The organism is Methylobacterium sp. AC433 (assembly GCF_979253015.1).
This window is the reverse complement of record NZ_CEEDBN010000013.1, coordinates 64237-82771: the sequence shown is the minus strand read 5'-3', so window position 1 is coordinate 82771 and position 18535 is coordinate 64237. Positions and strand designations below refer to the sequence as shown.

Annotated in this window: 20 protein-coding genes and 1 tRNA gene; 17 read left to right on the top strand and 4 right to left on the bottom strand. The window is 69.1% G+C overall.

Translation table 11 applies throughout. The features are described 5' to 3' along the window. Positions 1–9: 9 nt before the first annotated feature. Together AC0IWM_RS17445 and AC0IWM_RS17440 are read right to left on the bottom strand one after the other, a co-directional pair. Positions 10–663, bottom strand: coding sequence for a thioredoxin domain-containing protein (locus AC0IWM_RS17445; RefSeq protein WP_471757013.1), 654 nt, complete (start codon positions 661–663; stop codon positions 10–12). 88 nt (positions 664–751) lie between these two features. Continuing rightward, a complete protein-coding gene (locus AC0IWM_RS17440; protein ID WP_056470140.1) occupies positions 752–1237 on the bottom strand; it encodes a DUF721 domain-containing protein in 486 nt (161 codons plus the stop codon). 145 nt (positions 1238–1382) lie between these two features. Here AC0IWM_RS17440 and mutY point away from each other — a divergent pair, with 145 nt between their 5' ends. After that, positions 1383–2738: an A/G-specific adenine glycosylase gene (gene mutY, locus AC0IWM_RS17435; protein ID WP_471757011.1), complete on the top strand. Its 1356-nt coding sequence runs from the start codon at positions 1383–1385 to the stop codon at positions 2736–2738. A gap of 10 nt (positions 2739–2748) precedes the next feature. Here the strand turns inward: mutY and AC0IWM_RS17430 are convergent, their stop codons facing one another. Next, positions 2749–3942 carry a DNA methyltransferase gene (locus AC0IWM_RS17430; protein ID WP_471757009.1) on the bottom strand — a complete coding sequence of 398 codons (1194 nt, stop codon included), beginning with the start codon at positions 3940–3942 and terminating at the stop codon, positions 2749–2751. 251 nt (positions 3943–4193) lie between these two features. On the opposite strand from AC0IWM_RS17430, the gene AC0IWM_RS17425 reads away from it, so the two are divergent. The 8 genes from AC0IWM_RS17425 to AC0IWM_RS17390 all read left to right on the top strand — a co-directional run bounded on the left by AC0IWM_RS17425 (position 4194) and on the right by AC0IWM_RS17390 (position 12587). Then, positions 4194–4442 (top strand): hypothetical protein, encoded by a 249-nt coding sequence (locus AC0IWM_RS17425; protein ID WP_471757007.1) that lies wholly within the window; start codon positions 4194–4196, stop codon positions 4440–4442. Between the two features lie 97 nt (positions 4443–4539). Continuing rightward, positions 4540–4890 (top strand): septal ring lytic transglycosylase RlpA family protein, encoded by a 351-nt coding sequence (locus AC0IWM_RS17420; RefSeq protein WP_431739903.1) that lies wholly within the window; start codon positions 4540–4542, stop codon positions 4888–4890. A 76-nt stretch (positions 4891–4966) separates the two neighbouring features. Further along, the gene (locus tag AC0IWM_RS17415) at positions 4967–5281 is read left to right on the top strand and encodes a polyhydroxyalkanoic acid system family protein (RefSeq protein ID WP_056215767.1); all 315 of its coding nucleotides are present in this window, start codon (positions 4967–4969) and stop codon (positions 5279–5281) included. A gap of 89 nt (positions 5282–5370) precedes the next feature. Beyond that, complete coding sequence (locus AC0IWM_RS17410) at positions 5371–5598, top strand: hypothetical protein (protein ID WP_471757005.1); 228 nt, start codon at positions 5371–5373, stop codon at positions 5596–5598. 81 nt (positions 5599–5679) lie between these two features. After that, positions 5680–7503, top strand: coding sequence for an ABC-F family ATP-binding cassette domain-containing protein (locus tag AC0IWM_RS17405; protein WP_471757003.1), 1824 nt, complete (start codon positions 5680–5682; stop codon positions 7501–7503). 90 nt (positions 7504–7593) lie between these two features. After that, on the top strand, positions 7594–9558 hold the full coding sequence (locus AC0IWM_RS17400; protein WP_471757001.1) for a BON domain-containing protein: 1965 nt from the start codon (positions 7594–7596) through the stop codon (positions 9556–9558). A 22-nt stretch (positions 9559–9580) separates the two neighbouring features. Further along, the gene (locus AC0IWM_RS17395) at positions 9581–9880 is read left to right on the top strand and encodes a hypothetical protein (protein ID WP_471756999.1); all 300 of its coding nucleotides are present in this window, start codon (positions 9581–9583) and stop codon (positions 9878–9880) included. Between the two features lie 145 nt (positions 9881–10025). After that, a complete protein-coding gene (locus AC0IWM_RS17390) occupies positions 10026–12587 on the top strand; it encodes an HWE histidine kinase domain-containing protein (RefSeq protein ID WP_471756997.1) in 2562 nt (853 codons plus the stop codon). Here AC0IWM_RS17390 and AC0IWM_RS17385 read toward each other — a convergent pair. Then, positions 12584–13228, bottom strand: a complete 645-nt coding sequence (locus tag AC0IWM_RS17385) for a biliverdin-producing heme oxygenase (protein WP_471756995.1) — start codon at positions 13226–13228, stop codon at positions 12584–12586. The two genes, AC0IWM_RS17390 and AC0IWM_RS17385, sit on opposite strands and share 4 nt — an antisense overlap. Before the next feature lie 112 nt (positions 13229–13340). Here AC0IWM_RS17385 and AC0IWM_RS17380 point away from each other — a divergent pair, with 112 nt between their 5' ends. The 8 genes from AC0IWM_RS17380 to rplA all read left to right on the top strand — a co-directional run bounded on the left by AC0IWM_RS17380 (position 13341) and on the right by rplA (position 18467). Beyond that, on the top strand, positions 13341–13784 hold the full coding sequence (locus AC0IWM_RS17380) for a DMT family transporter (RefSeq protein WP_471756993.1): 444 nt from the start codon (positions 13341–13343) through the stop codon (positions 13782–13784). Between the two features lie 97 nt (positions 13785–13881). After that, positions 13882–14343 (top strand): tellurite resistance TerB family protein, encoded by a 462-nt coding sequence (locus AC0IWM_RS17375; RefSeq protein ID WP_056470115.1) that lies wholly within the window; start codon positions 13882–13884, stop codon positions 14341–14343. A gap of 144 nt (positions 14344–14487) precedes the next feature. After that, a complete protein-coding gene (tuf, locus tag AC0IWM_RS17370; protein ID WP_471756979.1) occupies positions 14488–15678 on the top strand; it encodes an elongation factor Tu in 1191 nt (396 codons plus the stop codon). 216 nt (positions 15679–15894) lie between these two features. After that, a tRNA-Trp gene (locus tag AC0IWM_RS17365) sits at positions 15895–15971 on the top strand. A 216-nt stretch (positions 15972–16187) separates the two neighbouring features. Then, positions 16188–16490 carry a preprotein translocase subunit SecE gene (gene secE, locus AC0IWM_RS17360; protein WP_056473091.1) on the top strand — a complete coding sequence of 101 codons (303 nt, stop codon included), beginning with the start codon at positions 16188–16190 and terminating at the stop codon, positions 16488–16490. Positions 16491–16556: 66 nt separating this feature from the next. Further along, on the top strand, positions 16557–17090 hold the full coding sequence (gene nusG / locus AC0IWM_RS17355; RefSeq protein ID WP_056183491.1) for a transcription termination/antitermination protein NusG: 534 nt from the start codon (positions 16557–16559) through the stop codon (positions 17088–17090). 216 nt (positions 17091–17306) lie between these two features. Next, positions 17307–17756: a 50S ribosomal protein L11 gene (gene rplK / locus AC0IWM_RS17350; protein WP_018044245.1), complete on the top strand. Its 450-nt coding sequence runs from the start codon at positions 17307–17309 to the stop codon at positions 17754–17756. A 12-nt stretch (positions 17757–17768) separates the two neighbouring features. After that, the gene (gene rplA / locus AC0IWM_RS17345; RefSeq protein ID WP_056183492.1) at positions 17769–18467 is read left to right on the top strand and encodes a 50S ribosomal protein L1; all 699 of its coding nucleotides are present in this window, start codon (positions 17769–17771) and stop codon (positions 18465–18467) included. Positions 18468–18535: the final 68 nt, after the last annotated feature.

Sequence of the window (18535 nt, the reverse complement as noted above, 5' to 3'; positions counted from 1 at the left end):
ATCCAGGGATCAGGCGCCCAGAAGCGGCTTGATCACCTTCTCCATGCCCTCGATGGTCATCTCGCCCTTGAAGCGCTCTCCGTTGATGAAGAAGGTCGGCGTCGAATCGACCTTGAAGGTGTCCATGCCCTTCTGCTTCACCGCGTTGACGGCGCTGTAGAGCTTCTGGTCCTTCAGGCAGGCCTCGAACTTTTCCTTCGAGAAGCCGGCCTGGCGCAGCATCTGCTCCATGGCATCCACCGGTGATTGCGGCTTCTGCACGTAGGCCCAGGCCTGCTGCTGGTCGAAGAGCAGGTCGGTGATGGGGTAGTACTTCGCGTCCCCGTCGCAGCGAGCCAGCATGAAGGCGGCCGTGGCGAGGGGATCCAGCGGGAATTCGCGCAGCGTGAAGCGCACCTTGTTGGTGTCGATGTAGCGCTCCTTCAGGGCCGGCCAGGTGAACTTGTGGAAGGCGGCGCAGTGGGAGCAGGTCATCGAGGCGTACTCGATGATGGTGACCTTGGCGTCCTTCGGACCGAGCCAGATGTCGCCGAGGGGGCCGGGCTCCATCAGGGTCGAGAGGTTCGCCTCCTCGGCCAGGGCCGGCAGGCTGAACCGCGGCAGGAGGACAGCGGCGCCGACGGCAAGGCCGGTGGCTTTCAGGGCATCGCGTCGGGTGATCATGATCGGGAGGGCTCCGGTCGCGGACCAAATCTTCTGAAGCGATGCGGTAGAATCCTGCAGGCGTCCTGACAAGGCGGAGCGCGACGCCCTAGCGCTTGTGTGTTGTCGCGACGATCGCCGTCCCGAGGCGGTCGAGAGCGTCTCGCAGGCCGTCGTGCTCGATCGCCTCGACCGCAAGCGCCACTTCGCCGCGGCGGACGGGATCGATGACGGGCGGTGCGGGCCGGCGCCCGATCCGATCCACACGGCCCTGTCGCATCACGATCTTTCCGACACAGGCCCAGCCGTAATGGGCGTTGATGCGCTGGATCACCACCGGTGCGAGATGCTGCAATTCGAGGGCGAACACCCCCTCGACCCGAACCACGAGTGTGCCGGGATCGGGGCGTCCCTCCTCCTCGCGCCGGCGCCGGCGCGGCCATTCGAGCTTCGAGGGTTGGCAGTAGCGCGCGAGCCGCTCGCCGACGATCTCGGGCCAAGCGGCCAGGATATCGGTGGAGGCGAACCCCTGCGCCGCGAAGGCGGGGCCGATGCAGCCCTCCAGCAACTCGGCGAGGGGTTTGACACGCGCCATGCGCAGGGTTTCCGTGTGTCCGACAGGGACGGGACCGAGGCTCCGGTATCCTGCGCAATGGTTAGCACGCCGTTCCGTCCGGCCGAAGCCGGGCGGCGGGATCGGGCTGGACAGGTCGGCCTTGGACGCATCGGGCCGGCGGTCTATGCACGGGCATCCCCACCACGCGCCGGTGCCCGTGCCCCAGACCACAGCTCCCGCCCCCGAGGCCGCGGACCTCCTGACCTGGTACGACCGGCACCGCCGCGTCCTGCCCTGGCGGGCACTCCCCGGCGAGACGCCCGACCCGTATCGAGTCTGGCTCTCGGAGGTGATGCTGCAGCAGACCACGATCGCGGCGGTCAAACCCTATTTCGCGAAATTCCTGGCCCGCTTCCCCACCGTCGAGGATCTGGCGGGGGCGCCCGAGGAGGCCGTGATGTCGGCCTGGGCCGGGCTCGGCTACTATTCCCGCGCCCGCAACCTCCATGCCTGCGCCAAGGCGGTGGCTGCGGCCGGGCGATTTCCCGACACGGCCGCAGCCCTGCGCAAGCTGCCGGGCATCGGCGCCTACACGGCGGGTGCCGTCGCCGCGATCGCGTTCGACCGCCAGGAAGCGGCGGTGGACGGCAATGTCGAGCGGGTGATGACGCGGCTCTTCGCCATCGAGACCACGCTGCCGGCGGCCCGGACCGAGATCCGCACGGCGACCCAAGCACTGGTTCCGGAGGATCGGCCGGGCGATTTCGCCCAGGCGGTGATGGATCTCGGCGCGACGCTGTGCACCCCCAAGCGCCCGGCCTGCGCACTCTGTCCCTGGATGGCGCCCTGCCGCGCCCGGGCGCTGGGCATGCAGGAGACCTTCCCCAGGAAGCTCAAGGCGGTGAAGGGCACCCTGCGTCGTGGCGCGGCCTTCGTGGCGATTCGCAGCGGCGACGAGGCGGTCCTGCTCCGCACCCGGCCGCCGGAAGGTTTGCTCGGCTCCATGGCCGAGCCGCCGATGAGCCCCTGGGAGCCCGATTACGATCCGGCCCAGGCCCTGCTCGACGCGCCCCTCGACGCGCGCTGGAAGCGGCTGCCGGGCCTCGTGCGGCACGGCTTCACGCACTTTCCGCTGGAGCTGACGGTGTTCGTCGCCAAGGTGGCGCTCAGCACGACCCCGCCGGCGGGCCTGCGCTTCACGCCGCGGCGCGACCTCGAGGAGGAACCGCTGCCGGGCGTTATGAAGAAGGTCCTGGCGCACGCCTTCGACCCGAAGCCCGAGGCGGCCGGACCGGGAGCGGACAAGCCCGTGAAGCGCGGCCGGCCGAAGGCGATGCGGAGCGTGGCCGACACGCCGCTCTTCGCCGAGCCCGAACCGGAGTCGCCGGCCCCGTCGCCGCGCTTTCGCCCGGTCCCGAAGCCGGCCCCGCGCGCGGCGCCGCCCCCGATTCACGACGAGCCCGTCGACGACTTCGAGGGGCCGGCCGAGGTATTCCCCCCGCCCGGCCCCCGCAGGCGGGGACGGCCGCGATCACGCTGACCGGTGCCCTTTAGGCGGCGGAGCCCATGGCGGCGCGCATCTTGGCCCGGAAGACGTCGATGAGCACCGGCTTGCCGTGGCGGGTCGCGTGCCAGAAATCCCATCCATTGCAGGCCGGGAAGCCCTGCACGAGGGCGCCGATCTTGTGGATCGAGCCCGTGGCCGGTCCGGCCATCAGGGTGCCGTCGGGCCGCACGATGGCGCTGTGGCGCCCACGGGCGTCGGTGAGGGTCTCGCCGGCCCGGATGTGCCCGGCCTCGATGACGCTGAGGAAGGCGACGCGGGGCTCGGCGCGCTTGCTCGGAGCCACCAGCAGGGCGGCCTGCGACAGGGGCTCGACGGCATCGATGCGAGCGCGGGCGGCCTGCGCATAGACCGTCTCCCGCTCGATGCCGATGAAGCGGCGTCCGAGGCGCTTGGCGACGGCCCCGGTGGTGCCGGTGCCGAAGAAGGGGTCGAGCACCACGTCGCCAGGGTTGGTGGCCGACAGGAGGGTGCGGGCCAGCAGCGCCTCCGGCTTCTGGGTCGGATGCACCTTCTGTCCGTCCGTCCCCTTCAGGCGCTCGTCGCCCGTGCAGAGGGGAATGAACCAGTCGGAGCGCATCTGGACGTCGTCGTTGCCGCCCTTCAGCGCCTCGTAATGGAAGGTATAACCCTTCGATTCGGCCGAGCGTGAAGCCCAGATCAGGGTCTCGTGCGCATTGGTGAAGCGCTTGCCGCGGAAGTTCGGCATCGGGTTGGCCTTGCGCCAGACGATGTCGTTCAGGATCCAGTAGCCGAGGTCCTGCAGCGTTGCGCCGACCCGGAAGATGTTATGGTAGGAGCCGATGACCCACAGGGTGGCGTTCGGCTTCATCACCCGGCGTGCGGCGGCAAGCCATTCGCGGGTGAAGGCATCGTAGGCGGCGAAGGTCGAGAACTTGTCCCAGTCGTCGTCGACCGCGTCGACCCGGCTCTGGTCGGGACGCAGGAGCGAGCCTTCCCCGAGCTGGAGATTGTAGGGCGGATCGGCGAAGACGCAGTCGACGCTGGACGCCGGGAGGGCGTTCATCGCGGCGATGCAGTCTCCGACGAGAATCTCGTCGAGGGGGAGACGCTGAGCGGGGGGTACGAGACCCATCCGCGGCGCCGACACGGGTCGCCCGGTACGCGAGACACTTTTCCGGGCGACGGTGTCGGCAACCGCGGTACGCAGGGAAGCCATGGCAAACACCGGTTACGCGACTGACCGGCAGACCTTGGCCCCGTTAACGTAAAGGCCGAGTTGCCGGGACGCTGACAAGGCGTCTCGATTTGGGGCTGCAATTTTTGCCGGGCTGGTCTTTCTGTGCACCGCGAGCCTTGTTTCAAAGCCTCGCAAAGTCGGCCGATCGTATCCGCCAATATTCGCGAACAGGTTTCTGAGACGACGACCGTGCGGTCCCCCACGGCGCTCGCCTCCTGCAGAGCCCGAGGATGACCGGCCGACGCGCCGAGAAGAGAAATTTCTTCTTCCAGAGCGCGCGCCGGCCCGTCGCAGGGCAGGGTTTCGCTCAGCGCAACGCTGATTTCGTTTTACTCGCCCGGACGTTGCGAGCCAGCGCCGAACGCGAGGCGATTTCGGGGGCCCGCAAGGACTTCCAGAATTGCCAATTCACCAGCGAAAATCAGACGGACCCTCGACAATACGGCCACACACAACCGGAGATTAAAAAATCGTTATAGCCTCAAATTTGACGGTTGTTGCCACATTCGACCGGTCTCATTTTGGCCCTGATCCGCTTCATTTTGCCGGCCATCCGAAACAACAAAGGGAATGCGGATGACTATCAAGCCTGTTCGTGGGGCCGCTGCCATCATCGGGACCGTCGTGACACTCGCCGCCGTTCATCCAGCCAGCGCCCAGAGCGGCGCCGCCTCCTGGTATGCGAGCGGCCATCGGACGGCGAATGGCGAGCGCTTCAATCCGAACGGGATGACCGCCGCCCATCGCACGTTGCCGTTCGGCACCCGGGTCCGGGTCGAGAACAAGCGCAACGGCCGCTCGGTGGTGGTGCGCATCAACGATCGCGGCCCGTTCGTCCGCGGCCGGATCATCGATCTCGCCAAGGGCTCGGCCCGCGCGCTCGGCATGGGCGGCACGACCTACGTCGCCCTGAGCGTGGTGAACTGAGCGAATCGGGTCGGTCGGCGTTGTGAGAGGGACCGGCCGGCCCCATCTGGCAGGCGGAACCGAGAGCTCAGACCCTATGGCAAAACCGCTGATCGTCGAAATCCCCCATGAACTCGGCCTGGCCGAGGCCCGTCGGCGCATCGCGGACGGCATCACCCAGGCCGACGGGCTTTTCGCCAAGGCGGGCGTCGCCGTCGAGAAGATGGCCTGGACAGACGACCGCCTCGACTTCGCCATGGCGGCCCTGGGCCAGAAGGTCGACGGGCAGGTGGATGTCCGCCCCGAGACCGTACGGGTCGAGGTCCGGCTGCCCCTGCTGCTGGCGCTGTTCGCCCAACAGATCCAGAAGAAGCTCGGCAACGAGGGCAACCTGCTCCTGACCAAGAAGTGACGGAAACCGGCCGCGTCGCGCTCGGAACCTCACTCGGCGGCGGACTGTTCCACCGGTCCGTCCCCTGAGGCTCTTGAGAGGCGCAAGCGATGTCGAACCCCGGCCCGATCCCGGAAGCCCCGATCCCCGAGACGCCCTACGAAGCCCCTCAGACACCGGCGCCCGGCCCCGATACCCCCGGCACCGACGTGCCGGGCACGACGCCGACCGAAGCGCCCGACGTGACGCCCACCGAGATCCCGGTCAACAATCCGGATATCGGGCCGGCGATCGCTCCCGACCCGATGCCCACGGGGCCCGCCAACCCCACGATGTGAGCAGGGCGCGCCGGGGGGATTGGTCCGGCACCCCGATTGCGGGTTTGTTCGGAGACGCGGTCGCTGCCATAAGCCCGCCCCATGGCCGCTCCTCCGCTCCTCACCCTCCAAGACGTCGCGCTCACCTTCGGTGGTACCCCGCTGATCGAGCGCGCCGAGCTCGCGATCTCCCCCGGCGAGCGCACCTGCCTCGTGGGCCGCAACGGCTCGGGCAAGTCCACCCTGATGAAGATCGCCGCGGGGCTCGTCGAGCCCGACCGCGGCGTGCGCTTCGTCCAGCCCGGCACCACGATCCGCTACCTGGCGCAGGAGCCCGACTTCTCCGGATTCGCGACAACCCTCGACTTCGTCGAATCCGGCCTGACCCAAGGGGACGACGCATACCGGGCGCGCTACCTCCTCGAGAGTCTGGGGATGACCGGCGCCGAGAATCCGAGGAGCCTTTCGGGTGGCGAGGGGCGGCGGGTTGCCCTGGCCCAGGCCCTGGCGCCGGAGCCAGACATCCTGCTCCTCGACGAGCCCACCAATCACCTCGACCTGCCGGCGATCGAGTGGCTCGAAGCCGAGCTGAAGAGCGTGCGCGGCGCCCTCGTGCTGATCAGCCACGACCGGCGCTTCCTCTCGGCCCTGTCGAAGACCACGGTCTGGCTCGACCGCGGGGTCACGCGCAGGATCGAGCAGGGCTTCTCAACCTTCGAGGCTTGGCGCGACGCCTTCTTCGAGGAGGAGGAACGCGACCGGCACAAGCTGGAGCGCAAGATCGCCGACGAGGAGCACTGGCTGCGCTACGGCGTCACCGCGCGGCGCAAGCGCAACGTGCGCCGCCTCGGCAACCTTCACGCCCTGCGCAAGGAGCGGCGCGAGGATCGCCGGCCGGTCGGCACCGCGACCATGACCTCGACGGAGGCCGAGAGCTCCGGCGCCCTGGTGATCGAGGCCAAGCACGCGGCCAAGGCCTACGGCGCGCGCAAGATCGTCGACGACCTCTCGCTCCGGGTGATGCGCGGCGACCGTCTCGGCATCGTCGGAGCCAACGGTGCCGGCAAGACCACGCTGATCAACCTGCTCATGGGGATGTTCGCGCCGGATTCCGGTTCGGTGGCGCTCGGCACCAATCTCAAGATAATGCTCCTGGACCAGGCCCGCGCGGTGCTGGAACCGACCATGACGGTGACGGAGGTGCTCACCGGCGGCAGCGGCGATTCGGTGATCGTCGGCGGCGTCAGCCGCCACGTCATCGGCTATCTCAAGGACTTCCTGTTCGCCCCCGAGCAGGCCCGGACTCCGGTGAGCGTACTCTCCGGCGGCGAGCGCAACCGTCTGCTCATCGCCCGCGCCCTGGCCCAGCCCGCGAACCTCCTCGTCCTCGATGAGCCCACCAACGACCTCGACCTCGAGACCCTCGACCTCCTGCAGGAGATGCTGGCGGATTACTCCGGCACCCTGATCCTTGTGAGCCACGACCGCGACTTTCTCGACCGGGTCGTGGGCAGCGTTCTGGTCAGCGAGGGGGAGGGCCGCTGGGTCGAATATGCCGGCGGCTACACCGACATGATCGCCCAGCGCGGTGAGGGTGTGCAGGCCCGGGCGGCGGCCGGGCGGACCGAGAAGGCGGAGGCCCGAGCCGATGCGAAGGATCGCGCCAAGTCCGGCGATGCGGGTAGCCCGGCCGGAAAGCCGAAGCTCGGCTTCAAGGACCAGCACGAGCTGAAGACCCTGCCGGACCGGATGAGGAAGCTCGAATCCGACATTGCCAAGCTGCGCGAAGTCCTGGCCGATTCGGGCCTCTACGCCCGCGACCCGGTCCGCTTCGCGAAGGCTTCGGACCTCCTCGGCATCGCCGAGACCGAATTGGCGAAGGCCGAGGACCGCTGGCTCGAACTGGAGATGCTGCGCGACGCCTGAACGGCGCCCGGCCTTCATGATGCCGCGAAATGCGTGTGGGATACCATCCTGGCGTTCGCTTCCGCGCGCCGCCTGCCATCGGGGTCCGACGTGTCCGCCGCTTCCGTACTCCGTGACCGATGCCGCCGTCTCGGCTGGGCCGTGGGCCTGCCCGGGCTCGGGCTGATCCTCGGCCTCTCCGCCTCCTGGATCACGCCGCGCTTCGAGACACAGCTCGGCATCGAGGCCGACGCGATAGCCCGGGCGACCGCGGCGACGGGCGCCGAGCCGTGGCTGCGCGTGGCCGTCGACGGTCGCGACCTGCTGGTCACCGGCGAGGCGCCCGACGCCGCCACACGCGATGCTGCCCATCGGCGCCTCGCCGCCATTGAGGGCGTTCGACGCGTCGTCGGCCCGGTCGGGGTGGTCGAGCTGGCCTCGCCCTTCGTCTGGATCGCGACCCGGGAGCGGGACGGCGTCGCGCTCACGGGGGTCCGGCCGGCCGAGATCGGCGCAGGCGCCCTGGCCGAGCAACTCACACCCGCCCTCGAGTCGGGGATGGCCCTGCGCGACCGCGCGCGCGCCGCTCTCGGGGCGCCCGCGGATTTCGCCACCGCGGCCGCCTACGCCCTGGCACGCCTGCGCGCCCTCGCCCCCGGCGGCCGGGTGATGCTGGAAGACACGCGCCTCTCGATCGTCGGCGAGGCGGCATCGATCGCCGACGACGCGGCCGTGCGGAGCGCTCTGACCGATCTGCCCACCGGCTACAACCTCGGCCGGATCGAGATCCTTCCGGCCATCGTCCCGGATTTTCGCTTCGTGGTGATGCGCGAACCCGGTGGCGCGGTCACGCTCTCGGGCCACGTGGTCTCGGAATCCGTCCGTGCCGAGATCCGAGCCCAGGCGGCGCAGGTGTCCGAAACCGGGCAGGTCGAGGACGGGATGCGCAACGCCCGCGGGCTTCCGGCGGACGTGAACGCCGGCGCTATGGCCCGCTTCGTCCTGCAACTCGCAGCTTTGATCCAGGAGGGCAGCGTCAGCGTCGCCGATGGGCGCGTCGCCGTGAATGGGGTCGCCCTCGACGCGCAGGCCATTCCCGAGATCGAGGCCTTGCTGCGTGACGGGATGCCCGCCGGTCTGGGCCGGGGCGGCACCGCCCTGACGACGCGGCCGCTGTCGCCTTACCGCGTCGCGCTTCGGCGCGATGCCGAGGCCGTGACGGTGACGGGCCACCTGCCGGATGCCGAGACGCGGGAGATCCTGCTCGAGACTCTGCGGCCGCGGCTGTTCCGCGAGCGCCTGATCGACCGCACACGCCTCGGCGAAGGAGCTCCGCCCGAGCTCGCCCGGGTACTCCGGTCCACCGCGACGGCCCTCGCTCTGGTGGCGCGGGGCGAGGCCCGGATCGCCGATCGCTCCCTGACACTGACGGGCGAGAGCCCGTATGCCCAGGGCTCCCGGCGGATCTCCGACGATCTGTCGTCCGCCATGCCGCCGGGCTGGACCGCAGAAGTCGCCGTGACGACGCCCGACGCGGCGCCGGCCCGTACGCCGGAGGCCTGCGCCGCCGCGCTCGAAGGCCGTCTCGCCGCGGGCCAGGCCCTCGTGTTTTCGCCCGGGAGCACGACCCTGAAGCCGGCCTTCTACCCGCTCCTCGACGGGATCGCCGCCCTCGGCAAGACCTGCCCGACCCTGCGCCTCTCGATCACGGGTCACCTCGACCCGACCGGGGCCGCAGCCCCCAAGCCCGTCGCCGAGACCGCGGTGGAGAGCACCGCCTCGCTGGAGACGTCCAAGGACGCGGCCAAAGATGCAATGAAGGATTCTGCCAAGGCATCGATCAAATCCTCCGGAGACAAGGCATCCGGCAAGACGGCCTCGAAGGACAAGGCCGCCAAGCCGGAAACCAAACCCGCCATGCCCACGGAACCCGCCCCCGACCTCGCGCAAGTGCGCGCCCTCGCCATCGTGGAGTACCTGCTCCAGGCCGGACTCCGCCCGGAGCAGATCACGGTCGCACCGCCGGGCATGCAGCGGCCGCCTGGGCAGGGTGTCGGCATCGCGGCGCGATCATGATGATTCAACCGAGGCCGATGGCGTGACCCTCCTGGCAACGACGCTCTGGCCCCTGGCGATCGCCAGCGCGCTCCTCGGCTGCACCGTCGGCATGCTGACGGGCCCGGCACGCACGCCGGCTGCTCGATGGAGTGCCCTCGCGCTTGTCGGGGCGGCGGCCCTGGCCGGCTGCCTCGCCGCCTCCGGAGTGGTTCCGGGCCGCACCGGCTTCTGGTTGGAAGGCGGAGCGCTGGGTCTTGCCGCCTATCTGATCGGAGCCGCCCTCACGGCCGGACTCGCGCGCCGGATCGGAACCCGGTCCGATGGGGGCCGAACGGGCTGAGTCGGCGCTCGCCTGTGGCGCCTCGAACACGGTCGACCGGGAACTGCGTCCGTTGCACGACTATCGAGGAGACTTTCGCGACGGTCCGTCGTTGTTCACGACGCGCCTCTCGGAGCGGACTTGGGACCGACGAACCAGAAACCTGATGACCGATCATTTAGAACCAGCCCGGCTCGTCGACCTGACCTCCTGTGATCGCGAACCGATCCACATCCTCGGGGCGGTCCAGCCCTTCGGCTTCCTGATCGCCGTCTCGCCGGATTGGATGGTCGTCCGCGCCTCCGAGAACGCGGGGGAGTGGCTCGGTCATGGCGGGATGGACCTTCTCGGCCTTCCGCTGGCAGATCTCATCGACGACGAGGCGATTCACCTGATCCGCGGCCATCTCCAGGCACTTCGCGGGCCGGACGCCATCGACAGGATCTTCGGCACCGTCCTGCAGCCGGGGTGTGCCCCCTTCGACATCGCCCTGCACCTGTCGGGCGGCGCCATCGTCATCGAGGCCGAGCCGAGCGTCAGCGAGCACCTGAACGCAGGCAACCTCGTGCGCAGCATGGTCGGGCGCCTCCAGCAGACCGTCGGCTTCGAGCCGTTCTGCCGGGAGGCCGTGCGCCAGATGCGGGCGCTGACGGGGTTCGACCGGGCCATGGTCTATCGCTTCGACCCCGACGGCTCGGGCGTGGTGATCGCCGAATCCGCCCGTTCCAGCCTGCATCCCTATCTCGGTCTGCACTACCCGGCCTCCGACATCCCGAAGCAGGCACGCGCCCTCTACGAGCGCAACTGGCTGCGCATCATCGCCGACGTCGGTGCGCAGGCCGTCGCCGTCCTGCCACAGCGCGATCCGGACGGGCGTCCCCTCGACCTGTCGTTGAGCACCCTGCGCACGGTGTCGCCGATCCATCTCGAATACCTGCGCAACATGGGCGTAGGGGCCTCGCTCTCCGTGTCGATCCTGCGCGGCGGAAAGCTCTGGGGCCTGTTCGCCTGCCACCACACCGAACCGCGCCACATTTCCCTGGAGCGTCGGACCGGGGCCGAACTGTTCGGACAGATGTTCTCCCTGATCCTGGAAAGCCGCGAGCGCGAGACGGAGGCCGCCTACGAGGGCAGTTCCCGCGCGCTGCACGACCGGCTGATGGGCGCGCTCGCATCGGGCGGGACGAGCCTGGAGAACATCACCGACTTCCTCGACGACATCGCCGGCATCGTCACCTGCGACGGCATCGGCGTCTGGGTCAACGGCGAGATCACCCTGCGGGGCGCGACACCGACGGCGGAGGAATTCACCGGACTCGTGCGCTTCCTGAATCGTACGGCCACGAGCCGCGCCTTCGCGACCCACGAGATCGGCGCGGTCCATCCGCCTGCCGCCGATTACACCGAACGTGCGGCCGGCCTTCTGGCGATCCCCATCTCCCGGGCACCGCGGGATTTCCTCGTGTTCTTCCGCCGCGAGATCGCCCGCACCGTCACCTGGGCCGGCAATCCGGAGAAGCCGGCGAGCCTCGGGCCGAACGGCCTGCGCCTCACCCCGCGCAAGAGCTTCGAGGCCTGGACCGAGGTGGTTCGTGGCCAGGCCGCGCCCTGGAGCGCGGCCGACCTGCGCATCGCCGAGGCCCTGCGCATCACGCTGCTCGAAGTCATCCTGCGCCTCACCGATTCTGCCGAGAAGGAGCGCAAGACCGCGCAGGAGCGCCAGGAGCTGCTGATCGCCGAGTTGAACCACCGGGTCCGCAACATCCTCAACCTCATCCGCGGCATCGTCGCCCAGAGTCGCTCCGGGGCCGACAGCGTCGAAGATTTCGCCGGGGTCATCGGCGAGCGCATCCAGGCGCTGGCCCGGGCACACGACCAGATCACCACCACCAACTGGGGGCCGGGCTCCCTCCGCGACCTCATTACCCTCGAAGCCGAGGCCTACCTCGACCAGCAAGCCGGCCGCGTCCGCCTGGACGGTCTCGACGTGCTCCTCGAACCCCAGGCGTTCTCCACCCTCGCCCTCGTCATCCACGAGCTGATGACGAACTCGGCGAAGTACGGCGCCCTGTCGGAGGCAGCCGGCGAGGTCGACGTTTCGTGGGAGCGCGACGCCTCCGACTGCCTCGTCATCCACTGGCGCGAGATCGGCGGGCCTCCGGTGAAGCCGCCGCGCCGGCGTGGATTCGGCACCACGCTGATCGAGCGCTCGATTCCCTATGAATTGAAAGGTGAGGCGGAGATCGCCTACGAGCTCACCGGCCTGCGCGGCCGCTTCGCGGTGCCGGCGCGCTACGTGCGTGCCGCCCCGGCCACCGTGGCATCGCCGTCCCGGGAGCGCGAGCGCCGGCCCGAACTCGACGCGAAGGTGCTGTCGGGCTCCGTCCTGGTCGTCGAGGACAACATGATCATCGCCCTCGAAGCCGAGGAGATCCTCGCGACGCTGGGAGCAAGCGCGGTGGACATGGCGGGCTCCGTGCACGAGGCCCTGCGGCAGATCGAGGCGGCCCGGCCGAGCTTCGCTCTGCTCGACGTCAATCTCGGCGCCGAGACGAGCCTGCCGGTGGCCCACCGCCTGGTCGCGGCCGGCGTGCCCTTCGTCTTCGCCACCGGATACGGCGAAAGCTTCCGCATCCCGCCCGAACTGGGCGCCGTGACGATGATCAAGAAGCCCTACACCGCCGACACTCTGCGGCGAGCCCTGGCGAGCACCCCCGTCCCGGCCTAACCCCGGGCCTGGGCGGTCTCGAACAGCGCGAAGGCACGCAGGGCACCGCGGATCGCGGCGGCTTGGGCGTCCGCTGGGCGGGTGGCGAGCCAGGCCGCGAAGCTCGGCCACAGGCGGGCACCCTCGCCATGCCGAAGGAAGCGGGAATTCCCCCGGACATCGGGGTCGGAACTGGCCAGGACCTGTCGCAGCAGGACCTTCCCGCCGAGGCGGGAGCCTTCGAGCACGTAGAGAAGGCCCGGCGCCTCGGCCCCAGCCAGGCCCCGGGGCAGGGGCTCGGGAAGGGTGTCGGGCGCCGCGATCGCCAGACCGCGCAGGTCGGCATGGAGAACATCGGCGCGCCGGCGCGCCGGCCAGTCCGGCGGCAGGTCCGCCGCATCGGCTCCGTCGAGCCAGGCCTCGATCTGCACGAAGGGATCGCGCATCGCCGACAGGAAGGTCGCGTAGTCGGTCCGCCGGGTCAGATCATGCGCGGCAAACCCCGCATCGAGGCGACGATGCGCCGCGTCGGTCGCCGCGCGCAAGGCGAAGCGGAGATCGCGCGGTTCGGTCGCGCTGCCCTCCGCAGGTTCAGGTTCGACGGCGTCCGCCGACGAAATGGCCGTCCCATCCATGCCCGGATCCTCGATGTTCTGCGGCATCGGCGTTCTTAGACGATCCCGAACCCTCGCCAAGGACTTATCGCAGGCTACCTCCCAGACCCGGCCGCGCCCCCGTGGCCTGGTCCGCAACGCTGAAGGCCGAGGATCGTCCATGTGGTTCCTCTACGGTTTCGCTCTCCTGGCCGGCATCGCCAATGCGGTCCAGTCGGGGGTGAACGCGACCCTTTCCAAGAACCTGACGCAGCCCTTTGCCGCGGGGATCGTCGTGTCGCTGGCCGGTGGAGTGACTCTGCTCCTGATCGGGCTGGTCCTCGGCCGTTTCGCCCTGCCGAGCCTCGGCGACATCCGGGCCGTACCGCTCTGGGCCTGGTTCGGCGGCGTGGTGGGCGCGTTCCTGATCCTGTCGCAGCTCTTCGTCGCCCAGCAGATCGGCGCCGCGCCCTATCTCGGGCTCCTCATCACCGCCGGGGTCATCACCTCGATCCTGCTCGATCACTTCGGGTGGATCGGGTTCGAGCAGCATCCGCTCACCCTGTGGCGCGCGCTCGGAGGCGTGCTGATGATCGGCGGCATCGCCCTGGTGGCGTTGTTCTGAGCACGGGCAGCGGCTTGTCTTCGGCGCGCGGAACCGCGATGCCTGGCCCGGCGTGGATGCCACGCAGCCCTCCGATGCCGTCCGCCTCCAGAGTCCCATGAACATCTTCCAGGACATCGTCAGCCGGTTCAGCCAGACCGTGACCGCCTATGCCGGCGACAAGGCCCTCATGCAGGCGATGGTCGCGGCGGCCGCCAACGTGATGGTCGCCGACGGGGAGATCGCCAGCGCGGAATTCGACACGGCCCTGGCGGGCCTGCAGGCCAATCCGATCCTCGAGAAGGGCTACGACCGGCTCATGCTCGAGAGCGAGCTCTACGACGGTATCGCCCGCGCCCGGACCCGCGCCGGCCGGGCCGAGAACCTGCGCCGCGTCGCCGCCATCGAGGGACGCGGACAGGACGAGCGCGAGGCGACGTTCCTCGTCGCGGCGGACGTCGCCGACCTCGACGGCATCGCCGACGTGGAGGCGCGGGCGCTGGAGGAGATCGCTGCCGCACTGGGACTGGACCGGGCCGCGCTGCTCGCCGCCTCGCCCGTCCGGCGCCCGGTTCCGTAGCCGGCCGGAGCGGCTTATCCCGCAAGGCCCTTGATCAAAGGACGGCAAGCCTCTAAGCGGGCCACCGTCTTTCGCCCGGCTCGACACCTCGTCGAGCGACAGCCCGGGCGACCGCTCGTGTGAGCTTGCCGCAGGAAAGAGACGATGGCCAAAGAGAAATTCGCGCGTACGAAGCCGCACTGCAACATTGGCACGATTGGTCACGTGGATCACGGCAAGACGTCTTTGACGGCGGCGATCACGAAGGTTCTGGCCGAGACGGGCGGTGCGACGTTCACGGCGTATGACCAGATCGACAAGGCGCCGGAGGAGAAGGCGCGCGGGATCACGATCTCGACGGCGCACGTGGAGTACGAGACCGCGAACCGGCACTACGCGCACGTGGATTGCCCGGGCCACGCCGACTACGTGAAGAACATGATCACGGGTGCGGCGCAGATGGACGGCGCGATCCTGGTGGTGTCGGCGGCCGACGGCCCGATGCCGCAGACCCGCGAGCACATCCTGCTGGCGCGCCAGGTCGGCGTGCCGGCCCTGGTGGTGTTCCTCAACAAGGTCGACCTCGTGGACGACGCCGAGCTGCTCGAGCTCGTCGAGATGGAGGTGCGCGAGCTCCTCTCGAAGTACGACTTCCCCGGCGACGACATCCCGATCACCAAGGGCTCGGCCAAGGTGGCGCTGGACAACGGCGACAAGGCGATCGGCCACGACGCGGTGCTGGCGCTGATGGCGTCGGTGGACGCCTACATCCCGCAGCCGGAGCGTCCGATCGACAAGCCGTTCCTGATGCCGATCGAGGACGTGTTCTCGATCTCGGGCCGCGGCACGGTGGTGACGGGTCGCGTCGAGCGCGGCATCGTCAAGGTCGGCGAGACGGTGGAGATCGTGGGCATCCGCGACACCCAGACCACGACGGTCACGGGCGTCGAGATGTTCCGCAAGCTGCTCGACCAGGGCCAGGCGGGCGACAACGTCGGCGTGCTGCTGCGCGGCACCAAGCGCGAGGACGTCGAGCGCGGCCAGGTCGTGTGCAAGCCCGGCTCGGTCAAGCCCCACACCAAGTTCAAGGCCGAGGCCTACATCCTGACCAAGGAGGAGGGCGGCCGCCACACCCCGTTCTTCACCAACTACCGCCCGCAGTTCTACTTCCGCACCACGGACGTGACCGGCGTGTGCGTGCTGCCCGAGGGCACCGAGATGGTGATGCCCGGCGACAGCGTGACCATGGACGTCACCCTGATCGTGCCGGTGGCCATGGAAGAGAAGCTGCGCTTCGCCATCCGTGAAGGCGGACGCACCGTCGGCGCCGGCGTCGTCGCCGCCATCAACGATTAATCGCGCCGTCCTCGGGCGTCCCTCGCGGGGCTCCCGGCCGGCACCACGATAGGACGCGGCGCCCCGGATCGATCCGGGGCGCCGTTGCCGTTTTCGAGGTCGGCGCCCGCCCGGAAGCCGTCGCGGAGGTTCTTCGCCGGCGACGCGGTTTGACCATTGCGAAGCCGTCGCGGCCGGTCTATAGCAGCGCCGCGGCGGGGGACTCGTCCTCCGCATAGGAGTGTAGCTCAACTGGTCAGAGCGCCGGTCTCCAAAACCGGAGGTTGCGGGTTCGAGTCCCTCCACTCCTGCCATTTGGCCGAGTCAGACCTGTCGACCCTCCCAGCCCTCTTCCCTTTCAGCAGATCGCTCCTCAGCGAAGTCCGGTCGGGCGCAGTCGACAAGCCCGGCGACTTGCGTTAGAGCGGTCGCCTTCCGAGATCGATGAAGGCCGTCGATGCAGGCTCCTCCCCGGAGCCGCCGCGTCGCGCTTTCCCGAAGCTCGGGCCGATTTCCCTGTTGTTGGCGCCATGGCATCGAACGAAGCATCGAAGAAAGTGGACCTCGCGCGCACCCCGCAGCGCGGCTCCACCACGCCGACGCCCCCTCGGGCGACTCCGCCCGTGCGCCCCGCGCAGAAGCGCGTCGGTCCTGCCGAGTTCCTGACCCAGGTTCGCGACGAGGGCCGCAAGGTCACGTGGCCGACCCGCAAGGAGACCGTCGTGACCACCGTGATGGTGTTCATCATGGTGGTGGTGGCGAGCATCTTCTTCACGGTGGTGGATCAGGCGCTGCGCTATCTCGTGACCCTGATCCTTGGGGTCGGCGCCTAACAACTTCTCGGCCCGGGCGCGCTGCGGCGTGATCGGGCTGACTGACGTCAGGATTTGGTGAGAACCGTGTCGAAGCGCTGGTACATCGTCCACGCCTACTCGAATTTCGAGAACAAGGTCGCGCAGTCCATCAAGGATCAGGCGGCCCAGCGTGGCCTGATGGAGCTGTTCGACGAGGTCATGGTCCCGACCGAGAAGGTCGTCGAGGTGCGCCGCGGCCGAAAGGTCGACGCCGAGCGCAAGTTTTTCCCCGGCTACGTCCTGGTGAAGTGCGACCTGACCGACGAGGTCTACCACCTCATCAAGAACACCCCGAAGGTGACGGGCTTCCTCGGGGCCGACAAGTCGAAGCCGGTTCCGATCCCGGACGCCGAGGCCGAGCGCATCAAGGGTCAGGTCGCCGAGGGCGTCGATCGTCCGAAGCCCTCCGTGTCCTTCGAGATCGGCGAGACGGTCCGCGTTTCCGACGGTCCCTTCGCCTCCTTCAACGGCACCGTCGAGGAGATCGACGAGAGCCGGTCGCGCCTCAAGGTCGCCGTCTCGATCTTCGGCCGTGCCACACCGGTCGAGCTCGAGTACGGGCAGGTCGAGAAGATCTGATTTTCGGCGTCTTTCGAACGATCAGCCATGATTGTTCGCTGAATTCCACCGGGCGCTTCGCTCGGTCGGAAACCACCGTCGTCCGCGGCGGTGTCACACGCGGGAGGCCCGCCCGGTTCGCCGCCGGGATCTGCGGGCCGAACCGCGACCTGCAACCGCCTGATCCATCCGCGCTGAGGCCAGCCGGATGCCGGGCATTCTTTGGGAGCAGTCCCTATGGCAAAGAAGATCACGGGCTACGTGAAGCTTCAGGTTCCGGCCGGCGCCGCGAACCCGTCGCCGCCCATCGGCCCCGCGCTCGGTCAGCGCGGCCTCAACATCATGGAATTCTGCAAGGCCTTCAACGCGAAGACCTCTCAGATCGAGAAGGGCACCCCGATCCCGGTCGTCATCACGGCGTACCAGGATCGCTCCTTCACCTTCGAGATGAAGCAGCCGCCGGTCACCTTCTTCCTCAAGAAGGCCGCCGGCCTGAAGATCGGCAAGAAGCCGGCTTCCGGCTCGAAGACCCCGGGCAAGGGCCCGACCGTGGGCAAGGTGACCGAAGCGCAGCTGCGCGAGATCGCCGAGAAGAAGATGCCCGACCTGAACTGCGACTCGGTTGACGCCGCCGTCGCCATGATCCGTGGCTCCGCGCGGGCCATGGGCCTCGACGTCGTCGCTTAAGGGGAGGGCACAATGGCACACGAAGGCAAGCGCATCCGCGCCGCCCGCGAGGGCATCGACGCGCTCAAGCTCTATCCCATCGACGAGGCGATCAAGCTCGTTAAGGAGAAGGCCAGCGCCAAGTTCGACGAGACCGTCGAGATCTCGATGAACCTCGGCGTCGACCCGCGCCACGCCGACCAGATGGTCCGCGGCGTCTGCAACCTGCCCAACGGCTCCGGCCGCACGGTGCGGGTGGCGGTGTTCGCCCGCGGCGCCAAGGCCGACGAGGCCAAGGCCGCCGGCGCCGACATCGTGGGCGCCGAGGACCTCCTCGAGATCGTCCAGAGCGGCAAGATCGAGTTCGATCGCTGCATCGCGACGCCCGACCTGATGCCGCTCGTCGGCCGTCTCGGCAAGGTGCTCGGCCCGCGCGGCCTGATGCCGAACCCGAAGGTCGGAACCGTGACCATGGACGTGAAGGGTGCCGTCGCCGGCGCCAAGGGCGGCTCGGTCGAGTTCCGCGTCGAGAAGGCCGGCATCATCCACGCCGGCATCGGCAAGGTCTCGTTCGACGCCGACAAGCTCGTCGAGAACATCAAGGCCTTCGCGGACGCGGTCTCCAAGGCCAAGCCCGCCGGCGCCAAGGGCCAGTACGTCCAGCGCGTCGCCGTGACCTCCTCGATGGGTCCGGGCGTGAAGGTCGAGCCCTCGACAGTGCTGACCGCCTGATTCACGCCCCGGCGTGATCGCGAATCGATGGAAACGCCCGGCCTCGCGGTCGGGCGTTTTTGTGTGTC